Annotated in this window: 10 protein-coding genes; 4 read left to right on the top strand and 6 right to left on the bottom strand. The window is 47.7% G+C overall.

Annotated features, from left to right (window positions below):
* Positions 1 to 53: 53 nt before the first annotated feature.
* The gene (mnmC, locus tag HMPREF2696_RS05860; protein WP_070588083.1) at positions 54 to 1,664 is read right to left on the bottom strand and encodes an FAD-dependent 5-carboxymethylaminomethyl-2-thiouridine(34) oxidoreductase MnmC1; all 1,611 of its coding nucleotides are present in this window, start codon (positions 1,662 to 1,664) and stop codon (positions 54 to 56) included.
* A gap of 125 nt (positions 1,665 to 1,789) precedes the next feature.
* Here mnmC and HMPREF2696_RS05865 point away from each other — a divergent pair, with 125 nt between their 5' ends.
* Entirely contained in the window at positions 1,790 to 2,380 is a 591-nt protein-coding gene (locus tag HMPREF2696_RS05865; protein WP_070588085.1) for a tyrosine-protein phosphatase, read from the top strand.
* 73 nt (positions 2,381 to 2,453) lie between these two features.
* Here the strand turns inward: HMPREF2696_RS05865 and cysE are convergent, their stop codons facing one another.
* Positions 2,454 to 3,272 (bottom strand): serine O-acetyltransferase, encoded by an 819-nt coding sequence (cysE, locus tag HMPREF2696_RS05870; RefSeq protein WP_004520667.1) that lies wholly within the window; start codon positions 3,270 to 3,272, stop codon positions 2,454 to 2,456.
* 150 nt (positions 3,273 to 3,422) lie between these two features.
* On the opposite strand from cysE, the gene grpE reads away from it, so the two are divergent.
* From grpE to HMPREF2696_RS05885, 3 genes are all read left to right on the top strand, one after another.
* Positions 3,423 to 3,983 carry a nucleotide exchange factor GrpE gene (grpE, locus tag HMPREF2696_RS05875; RefSeq protein WP_049336248.1) on the top strand — a complete coding sequence of 187 codons (561 nt, stop codon included), beginning with the start codon at positions 3,423 to 3,425 and terminating at the stop codon, positions 3,981 to 3,983.
* Positions 3,984 to 4,287: 304 nt separating this feature from the next.
* Positions 4,288 to 6,219: a molecular chaperone DnaK gene (gene dnaK / locus HMPREF2696_RS05880; RefSeq protein WP_070588087.1), complete on the top strand. Its 1,932-nt coding sequence runs from the start codon at positions 4,288 to 4,290 to the stop codon at positions 6,217 to 6,219.
* 268 nt (positions 6,220 to 6,487) lie between these two features.
* Positions 6,488 to 6,706, top strand: a complete 219-nt coding sequence (locus tag HMPREF2696_RS05885; RefSeq protein ID WP_049336244.1) for a hypothetical protein — start codon at positions 6,488 to 6,490, stop codon at positions 6,704 to 6,706.
* Between the two features lie 73 nt (positions 6,707 to 6,779).
* Here HMPREF2696_RS05885 and HMPREF2696_RS05890 read toward each other — a convergent pair whose 3' ends face one another.
* The 4 genes from HMPREF2696_RS05890 to HMPREF2696_RS05910 all read right to left on the bottom strand — a co-directional run.
* A complete protein-coding gene (locus HMPREF2696_RS05890; protein WP_049336242.1) occupies positions 6,780 to 8,120 on the bottom strand; it encodes a DUF2868 domain-containing protein in 1,341 nt (446 codons plus the stop codon).
* Between the two features lie 766 nt (positions 8,121 to 8,886).
* On the bottom strand, positions 8,887 to 9,261 hold the full coding sequence (locus tag HMPREF2696_RS05900; protein WP_070440423.1) for a CopM family metallochaperone: 375 nt from the start codon (positions 9,259 to 9,261) through the stop codon (positions 8,887 to 8,889).
* A gap of 229 nt (positions 9,262 to 9,490) precedes the next feature.
* On the bottom strand, positions 9,491 to 10,225 hold the full coding sequence (locus tag HMPREF2696_RS05905) for a hypothetical protein (RefSeq protein ID WP_210383759.1): 735 nt from the start codon (positions 10,223 to 10,225) through the stop codon (positions 9,491 to 9,493).
* Positions 10,226 to 10,325: 100 nt separating this feature from the next.
* The coding region (locus HMPREF2696_RS05910; RefSeq protein WP_070588090.1) for a DNA adenine methylase at positions 10,326 to 10,658 on the bottom strand (333 nt) is incomplete at its 5' end.

A 10,658-nucleotide genomic window follows, 5' to 3' on the forward strand; every position in this document is an offset into this window, starting at 1 on the left:
GTCTGAAAGTTTTGATGACTTTCAGACGGCCTTTTTTATTTAAAACGAAAATTTTAAACGGACAACAACGGATGCTGCCGAACAATCGCGCGGATGATGGCGCGGTTGGGGTGTAGTGCGGTTCTCAGCCTTTGCGATAGCGGATGGGGCAAGCCAAGTATTTCGGCTGCAATGGCTGCGGCGCAGATGGGGGCTGTCGCCAGGCCGCGCGTGCCGTGTGCCGTATTGATGTAGGCATTGGGCAGGTAAGGGCAGGGGATATTGTCGAGGCGGTAGTTTTTGTCCAATGCCAGTTTGGCGTAGGCGGACTGCATGGCGGCGATGTCGCCGAGTGCGCCGACAACGGGTAAGTGGTCGGGGCTGTCGCAACGAAGGGCGGAATGGCCTTGTGTGTCTTGAAGGCCGTCTGAAAACGAATCTTGCTCAAACAGGGATTGTGCCAATGGCGGATTGAGTTGGTGTAGGGCGGCACGATTTTCGGCTTCTTCGTGCGGATACCAAGTTTCATCGTTGCTGTTGAGGACAAATGTCGCGCCGTAGCAGTGGTGGCCTTGCCAGCTCGGGCTGATGTAGCTTTCGCCGGAAATGGCGCAACGCAGCATTTGTGAAAACGGGCTTGAGGACACAACGCCGGTTTGTCCGCGGATTTGGCGGAAAGGCAGGGCGGAGACATTGGTGTCAGCGGCAGTCGGGCTGTGCGCGCCCATGCAGTAAACGATATGGCTGGCATTGAAATGCGCGTTTGGCGTGTGTGCCGTCCAGTGTGTGCCGTCATGCGATACTGCGGTCAGCGGCGAGTGTTCGTGCAACTCAATCAGCGGATGATTCAATAAGGCATGCACGACAGTGGGCGGATTCAGCCATACACCTTGCGGCCAGTAAAGGCCGTCTGAAAATACGTCTATGCCTGCAATGTGCGCAGCCTCTTCGGCAGATACGCTGCGGTAGAGGTGTTTATGCTGGTGTTGCAAACCCAAGGCTTGATTGCGTTTGCGTTCGCTTTCGTCAAAATTCAAATGCAATACGCCGTCGCCGCCCCATACGTCAGAATCAGGCAGCAAGTCTTCCAATAATCGGCGCGTGTAGCCGTAGCCTGTCAGCAGCAGCTCGGTTTGTTCGGTATCGTGTGGCGAGATTTTGGCGTAGAGCAAGCCTTGGCGGTTGCCGCTGCCTGCCTGCGCCGCTTTGCCTGCCTCCAAAACCGTAACGCGTACGCCGTGCTCCGCCAGTTTGCGCGCGGTTGCCGCGCCGGCAATGCCTGCGCCGATAATCAGGACGTGTTCGGGTGCGGCTTGATGTTCAGGCCGTCTGAACCAAGGTTTCAGAGGAACAGGGGAGGATTGGGGTATGGCTTCGGTTTGCCATTCGATATGATGGAAATGTTCGTGTAAGCGGTCGGCACGGTGTAGCGGAACCAGCCAGAGATGCATATCAGGCAATAGGTTTTCTAAAATATTGACGCTGTTGAACTGAAGGCATTTCACGGATTGAGCGAGACGATTGTTCAGACGGCCTTCAAGCTCGGAGGGATGATTTGACAGTGGAAAATCGGGAATACGGTTTTCAGGCAGGCAGACAATCAAATAAAGCGGCGCGGTATGTTGTTCGATGGCGCGGCAAAGGGTAGCAAGGGTGGGTGTGGTGTTCCAAGCAAGGCAGGTCATGATGAAAGGCCGTCTGAAAAAAGAGGCTTTATTGTAACGCGGTTTGCGCGGATAGAATATCCGAACGGGTTTTGATAGAATCGTATGATATTTTGATTTTCAATTGATTTTCATACAGGAATTTTATGCGCCGTCTTTTATTGTGCCTTCTCGCTTCCGGCTTGCCCATCGCTTGCTCGTCCGCGCCGCCGGATAACGGCAACAAAGCCGTTCAGTCCGAACGCTGGGCAACCCCCGTCAAACACGATGCCAACCTTTATCGCATCGACGACAAGCTTTACCGCAGCGAGCAGCCTGTTGTCGAAGATGGCGAAGCCATTGTCAAGCTGGGCATTCAAAGCGTGATCAACCTGCGCTTTTTCGACCGCAACGATGACGATCATTTGAAGGCGTATGGTTTGACCTTGCTAAACCGTCCGTTGCTGTCATGGAGCATTAAGCCGAAAGAGATTGCGGAAATCCTATACCTGATTGAAAAACAACAGCAAAACGGCGCAGTGCTTATCCACTGTTATCACGGCGCGGACCGTACCGGTTTGATTGCCGGAATGTACCGCATCATTTATCAAGGCTGGCCGGTGGAAGAGGCAAAAGCCGAAATGCAACACGGGCCTTACGGTTATCACAGCATTTGGAAAAACATTGCCAATTTGTTTACCAAAGAGAAAGTCAAGCAGGTTAAAACGCATTTGGAAGTCTTGCGCAAACGCGATTAACACCAAGATTTAAATCATAAAAGGCCGTCTGAAAGAACAAATCTTTCAGACGGCCTTTTAAATGGCAGATTGCTTAAATCACAAAATCCGTTGTTGATAATTGAATGCTTTGATCCATATCGGCAGACGGAGTTTTGGAAGAGCGGCCGACCGGTTTGGCCGGTACGCCGACAACGGTAATCGAAGACGGCACGTCGGCAACCACCACGCTGCCTGCGCCGATTTTGGCATTTTCGCCGATGCGGATGTTGCCCAGAATCGAAGCGTTCGCACCAATCATCACGCCATTGCCGATTTTTGGGTGGCGGTCGCCGCTTTCTTTGCCCGAACCGCCCAGCGTTACGCCGTGGAGGATGGAAATATTGTTGCCCAAGACGGCGGTTTCGCCGGCCACAAAACCGGTGGCATGGTCGAGCATTAAACCGTGACCGAAACGGGCGGCCGGGTGAATGTCGACACCGAAGACTTCCGACATGCGGTTTTGCAGGAAATACGCCAGCGTTTTACGGCCGTTTTGATAGAGCCAGTGGTTGATGCGGTGTGCCTGTACGGCGTGGAAGCCTTTGAAATACAACAGCGGCAGCGAATATTCGTCACAAGCCGGATCGCGCTCGTAAATGGCTTTCAAGTCGGCCTCGACACATTTGCTGATACGGGTGTCCACGCTCAAAGCCTGCTGATAAATTTCAAACAGCGCGCGCACATCCATAATCGGGCTGCCGAGCTTGCTGGAAAGATGGTAGGCAAGTACCGAATCGAGCGAATCGTGGCGCAACACGGTTTGATGCAGGAAGCTTGCCAGCATCGGTTCGGCCGCGGCGGCAGCTTCGGTTTCTTCGCGGATGGTGTGCCACAGATTAAAATCGGTTGAATTCAAATGGTCTTTTTTCATATTCGAGGCCGTCTGAAGAATAAAATCAGATGGCTATCTTACCGTTTTCCAACGTCTTTTAACAAGGCATTTGATAATCGACGTTCAAATGCTTGAAGTTTTTTCAGACGGCCTTATATATGAAACATCGAATATCAACACGCTAAAAGGATGTCAGAAATGACGGAGCATAACGAACAACATCAACACGAAGCAGAAGAAGCGGCAGCCGTAGAAACTGCCGAAACCGTTGAAACCGAACAAGCAGAACCGACTTACGAAGAGCTTCAGGCGCGTGTCACCGAGTTGGAAGGCCAACTCAAAGACAGCGAGTTGCGCGGTTTGGCAAACGAGCAAAACCTGCGCCGCCGCCATCAGCAAGAAATTGCCGATACCCATAAATTCGCCGGACAAAAATTTGCGGCCGAAATGCTGCCTGTCAAAGACTATCTTGAAATGGCGCTGCTCGACCAAAGCGGTAATTTCGATGCCCTGAAAATGGGCGTGCAAATGACTTTGAACGAGCTGCAAAAAGCATTTGATGCCACACACATTAAAGAAATCAACCCACAGCCGGGTGACAAACTCGATCCGCACCAACATCAAGCGATGCAGGCAGTCGTCAGCGAGCAAGAGCCGAATACCATCGTCAGCGTGATGAAAAAAGGCTACACACTATCTGACCGTGTGCTGCGTCCTGCGATGGTTGTCGTGGCGAAAAAAGAAGATTGAAGGCACCGCTTGATAAAGTTTATCAAGCATAAAATCTTCAGACGGCCTTATCTGGTTTTAAAGCCTGATGTTCCGCTATTGGAAAATCATTCCGATAAACCGGAATCGGAAAATTAAAGCCGGCCATCTGAAAAAAGAATAAACGGCTTGTGGATAAATAAATCAAATACTTGAATTTAATTTAAAAAAAAATTCAAATTAAGCCTTGAAAAAAAATGAAGCAACCTTATTTACAAGCCATCGGAACGAAATGTTCCACAGGATTATTAATTTAGAAAAGTTTATTTATTAGGAGCAACATAATATGGCAAAAGTAATCGGTATTGACTTAGGTACAACCAACTCTTGTTTGGCCATTTCTGAAAACGGTCAAACCAAAGTGATCGAAAACGCAGAAGGCGCACGCACCACTCCTTCCGTTATCGCTTATTTGGACGGCGGCGAAATCCTCGTTGGCGCGCCTGCCAAACGCCAAGCGGTAACCAACGCTAAAAACACTATTTACGCCGCCAAACGTTTGATCGGCCACAAATTTGAAGACAAAGAAGTTCAACGCGACATCGAATCTATGCCTTTCGAAATTATCAAAGCCAACAACGGCGATGCATGGGTGAAAGCACAAGGCAAAGAGCTGTCTCCTCCTCAAATTTCCGCAGAAGTTTTGCGTAAAATGAAAGAAGCCGCTGAAGCTTACTTGGGCGAGAAAGTCACTGAAGCCGTGATTACCGTTCCGGCCTACTTCAACGACAGCCAACGTCAAGCCACCAAAGACGCAGGCCGCATCGCAGGTTTGGAAGTAAAACGTATCATCAACGAGCCGACCGCTGCCGCTTTGGCATTCGGTATGGACAAAGGCGACAACAAAGACCGCAAAGTAGCCGTATATGACTTGGGTGGCGGTACTTTCGATATTTCCATCATCGAAATCGCCAACCTCGACGGCGACAAACAATTCGAAGTATTAGCTACCAACGGCGATACTTTCTTGGGCGGTGAAGACTTCGACCAACGCTTGATCGACTACATCATTGACGAGTTCAAAAAAGAACAAGGCATTGATTTGAAACAAGACGTAATGGCTCTGCAACGTCTGAAAGAAGCTGCTGAAAAAGCCAAAATCGAATTGTCCAGCGGTCAGCAAACTGAAATCAACCTGCCATACATCACTATGGATGCAACCGGTCCTAAACACTTGGCCATGAAAATTACCCGTGCCAAATTTGAAAGCCTGGTTGAAGATTTGATCCAACGTTCTATCGAGCCTTGCAAAATCGCATTGAAAGATGCCGGCTTGAGCACCAGCGATATCGACGACGTGATTTTGGTTGGTGGTCAAAGCCGTATGCCGAAAGTACAAGAAGCCGTTAAAGCCTTCTTCGGTAAAGAGCCTCGTAAAGACGTGAACCCTGATGAAGCTGTTGCCGTAGGTGCAGCGATTCAAGGCGAAGTATTGAGCGGCGGCCGTAGCGACGTATTGCTGCTGGACGTAACTCCTCTGTCTTTGGGTATCGAAACCATGGGCGGCGTGATGACCAAGCTGATTCAAAAGAACACTACTATTCCGACTAAAGCGTCTCAAGTGTTCTCAACTGCCGAAGACAACCAAAGCGCAGTAACCATCCACGTACTGCAAGGCGAACGCGAACGCGCTTCTGCCAACAAATCTTTGGGTCAGTTCAACTTGGGCGACATCGCACCTGCACCACGCGGTATGCCACAAATTGAAGTTACTTTCGACATCGATGCCAACGGTATCTTGCACGTTTCTGCCAAAGACAAAGGCACCGGCAAAGCGGCCAACATTACCATCCAAGGTTCTTCAGGTTTGAGCGAAGAAGAAATCGAACGCATGGTAAAAGATGCCGAAGCCAATGCTGAGGAAGATAAAAAGCTGACTGAATTGGTCGCTTCTCGCAACCAAGCCGAAGCCCTGATTCATTCTGTGAAAAAATCTCTGACTGACTACGGCGACAAACTTGACGCTGCCGAGAAAGAAAAAATCGAAGCTGCGTTGAAAGAAGCTGAAGAAGCAGTTAAAGGCGACGACAAAGCTGCTATCGATGCCAAGGCCGAATCTTTGGGTGCAGCCAGCCAAAAATTGGGTGAAATGGTTTACGCTCAAGCGCAAGCCGAAGCCCAAGCAGGCGAAAGCGCACAAGCCGAACCGTCTTCCGCTAAGAAAGACGACGACATCGTAGATGCCGACTTTGAAGAAGTAAAAGACGACAAAAAATAATTGATGCCATCTGAAAAAAAGCGCGAATCGAAAGGTTCGCGCTTTTTGTCGTTTGGGAAATGTGTAAAGACGTTTTGTCAAAATTGACGGTAAACTTTCAAAACCTTGCTACATCATTGTGTCGCCATACTTCTATTGCCAAATTTTGAACAGATTTCGCCGAATGCTGACAGCAGCTGACAGTCAAAGCCATTAATATTTGTCCATCGCTTGAGTGCGAATAAATTCTTATTTTTACCTCAAATCAACTCCTTGAAAGAAGATAAATATGAAAAAACTGATTCAAATGACCTCTTTGATGGTTGCGGCTGCCGGCTTGGTATTTGCTCCTGTCGCTTCTGCACACGGCAAACACGAAATGCATCCGAAACAAGAGCGTATGCACGAAAAAGCCAAACTGCAAAAAATGAAAAAACCTGCACCTAAAGCCAAACACCACGCAGCCAAGCCCAAACATCATCAAGAGCATCGCCACGAACATCATTAAGATGAACCCTCAACAATAAATAAGGCCGTCTGAAACCCAAACATCAGTTTTCAGACGGCCTTCGGTTTATCTGTCAAATAGCGCTTTGCCGTTTTTCTTGTGCCAAACGGGTCGGCTCCAGCCAGGCAATGTTTCTCTCTGCCAGCGCATCGCGCCAATAATCCAGTTTGGTATCCAAATCTTCAGAGAAACTGTCTTGATTCAAAAGCTGAATGATAACGCCGCCGTCCGTAGCTTCGGCCAAGCGGCTGATTTGACGCAAAATGCCGCGGTCGGGAACAGTTTGCGTGCGTACGCCGATGAGAAGTTGCGCCGGAGTTTGTTTCAATTCGGCTTCTAATTGTTCCAAATCTTTTCTGCCGGCGGCCACGCCTTTGTCTATCCATTCTTGCGCCAAAACGCCGGAAAACCAAAGCGGATCAGGCCATTCCGTTTCCAGTGTAACAGCCCATTTGGGCGCATTATTCAGCGTAATTTTAGATGAAACGGGAACGATGTTTTCCTGAAAATCATCGGCGTCGACAATTTTCGTTTGCCATGTGCGGAGGATGTTTTGATAGTAGGGCTGATTCAAATCCAAACGTTCGCGAAGGGTTTTTAAAGTAATCTTGCAAGCCAGCCAAGCAAGCAAGCGCGGCAGAATGCCATAGCAGATAATGCTGCCGATGAGTAAACCCGCCCAAGCGCGTGCATCTTCGATATGATTGTTCAGACGGCCTGCAATTACTGCCTGACTGTCGGGAACAGGAAAGCCCAAACGTTCCGGCAGCCATGACAAAGCCTCAACCGTTTTCACCAATGCCGTATTACTTAAAAGCGTACTTTCCCAGTTGAACGTATATTGACGCACCAAAAGCAGCAGCAAAACAGAAACCAACATTCCCGACAGCGTGCATAGCCACAGACCGTGTGAAGTTGCACCAATCAGCCAACGCGTTTGCGGTTTGCGCCATTCATCCACATAAAGCCGCAAAATTGCCTGATTGACAGGATCTTTGCCTCGGAACCAAGTTGCCGGACTGCTGATAAAGTGCACATTTTTCAAATGCAGGAATAAAGTCGCCAGCCACACCAGCAGCATGACTGTATTCATGCCCAAAATCCCGGCCAATACCAGAAAAAAGTTCAGCCCCTGATTGTCCATCAAAAGATAAGTACTGGAAAAACCGACCGTAAACAACAACGTCGCCGCAACAATCCAAAGCCAAAACGAGCCTGTCTCCACCTGTTGCAACACATATTTCAAATGCTGGTCGCGGTCAATAATTTGGGCACGGTGTATCAGTTTTTCCTCGTTGCCGCCATCAATATGTCGCAACGCTTCCGTCGCCTGAACGGGATCTCCCGGAAAAATATAGGCACGTTCTTCAAGGATACGGACCAATTCGACAAGTTTTTGCGATGGATTCAACATAAATGATAGGCCGTCTGAAAGATAAGTGGAAACGTCTGTTATACCCCCAAATAAACCCCTTTTTTGCAAAGGTCAAAAAATTAAAAGCAGTTTTGATTTTGAATAGGGTATATAGTGGAATAGATGTAAAAAAAGCAGCCCGAAAGCTGCTCATTTTGAGTGTGGTGCGGACGGAGGGATATGAACTAAAGAGATAATTCATTGTTTTATATTATAAAAATAATAAAGCAATTCAAATATCCCCACAAATATCACCACATTTTGCAAAGGTCAAAAAATAATTTAGCAGTCTAGTGCCGGTCATTATAACTTTTTTTGGTGCGTGTTGTTATTTGAGTGATTAGGCCGGCGGCTTCCATCTCAAATTTAAAACGCTATATATATATACAAAATGCACTGGTTACTCTGGTTACTTGGTTACCAGCCCCTAAAAACCTTTATAAATCAACGATAATGCGGTAACAAGTTATGCTCTTGTCATTGGTTACCAGTGCCGGTTAAGTGGTTACCCGCCGCCTTTTGCTTTCTTTTCATGGACTTGCAAAAATCTAGGGACTGCGTTATTACGCGCGCGCGCGTATTGGTGTCGAAATTATTTATTCCACTGCCTGCCTTTTGGGTAGATATGGCGTAAATAGACTAAAATTGCGCTGTAAACGTGTTTCATTGATTGGGTAGCAACTGTATTTTTGCCAGACGGGGTGAAAAATACAGTTGCTACACCTTGGTTTTAAAGAACGCGGTTAGCGAGGATGCAGGCTACGGCTTACTTTTTTTTGTTGTGTGCTTTAAGCCATTTTTGCATTTGTTCAATTTCCGCTTGTTGTGCGTTAATAATATCCTCAGCAAGCTTACGCATTTCAGGATCCTTTCCGTATTTTAATTCAACTTCCGCCATTTTTACTGCGCCAATATGGTGTGGCAGCATACCTGCTGCAAAAGCAACATCAGGATCTTTATATTGCGCAGCTGCCATCATGTCTTGATTCATTTGATCCATACCTTGCATTAATTCTTGTTGCATTGCAGAACCTGTCGACATTTGCATATTCATGTGTGCTTGATGCGGTTGCTCATTAGCTTGGGCATAATTTGAAATTGCAATAGCGCTAAGTGTGATAAAAGTCATAAGTTTTTTCATGTTTTTCGCCTATGTGATAACTAAAGGAACACAAATCATAAACTTTGACCTAGGGTTAAAGTCAATATTTATTTCGATACACAAGGGTTGGTATAAGGAAAGGGGCAAACAGTCCTAATTTTTGAAATTTAGGGGCTTCCTGTTGATTTTATGCTTTCTTGGTTGGTCTGCCTGAATGTTTGGACGTAAAAAAGCCCGCCATTGTCGGTAATAGCGGGCTTGCTCTTGGTTATTCGTCAAAGTCGGGCGGGGCTTCTCCCATCAAAACATAGAATCGGCTTGCACTGCCGTTGCGTTTGCGCTGGTGTTGCCATCTGCCGTTATCGGCTTTTTTTAACCATTCGTGATCATGTAGGACTTCACACACTTTACGCAGGCTATATCCTTTACAGACTTCATTTTCAAAGGTAAAGGGGATTATCCAATATTCATCTATGCTTCCCTCTTGTTTCCGATAACCTGCGTGATTTTGGTTTGTGGTTTGGGCGTTCCAGTCTGAAAAGCGCATAGATAGGGCGTTAACGTCCATAAAGGCGGTTACTTGCTCAATGATTCGGCGGTCTTCGCGGTTTCCTGTGCCGTTTTCTTCAAGCCATTCATTGAAACACTGCCTTACTCCTGCTTCTCCTGCTCCTTGTCTCATGCCGGTAATAGGGGCGGCATATTCCAAGACGGCGGCCAAAAGGGCGAAGCGGCGGGCAATTCTTCGCGCCTGTCCCTCCATTGGTGGTAAGGTCTCAAGGAATCGGGCGCGGCTAGCTTCTACGGCTTGGGCGGCGGCTTCTTTTCCATCTTTGAGGATTTGGCGGATAAGGGCGCGGCCTGCTGTTCCTCGTTGCTTGGCTGTGGCTTGGTTGATATGCTCCGACAGTTTCGCGCCATCTGCGAAGCCGTGTAACGTGTCGTAAATGCCATATCTTGCCTCTGCTTGTATGTCAGTGTAAGGTCGCGGCGGATTTGTCATAGTTTCGCGGAAATTTTGACACTTTTAAAAATATCGACTGTGCCAAATAAATTGCAATTCAGAAATGAAAACAAAAGCGACGATACCGTCGCTTTTTATTTTACCAATTACATACGACCAATTCTCCACTGGCTTTACCAGTTTTATTTCTTCCGACCGTATAAGCCAATTCAAGTTGAGTGATACGGAAATCTTTAAACAATTCCCTGATATCAGGGTGGTCATTAATGGATAGCATGACCTTACCCTTACTCTCTGCCATCACTTTGGCCAGTAATTCATACTGCTCCCAGCCAAATGATTGGTCATAGCCTGCGGTCTGCCAATATGGTGGGGCTGCATAGAAGAAGGTGTGCTCACGGTCATATCGTTTGAAGCAACGATCCCATGATTCATTCTCTATATAAACACCTTTTAAACGGTCTTTAGCAGC

Source organism: Neisseria sp. HMSC058F07 (genome assembly GCF_001810035.1).
GTDB classification, from domain to species: Bacteria; Pseudomonadota; Gammaproteobacteria; order Burkholderiales; family Neisseriaceae; genus Neisseria; species Neisseria perflava.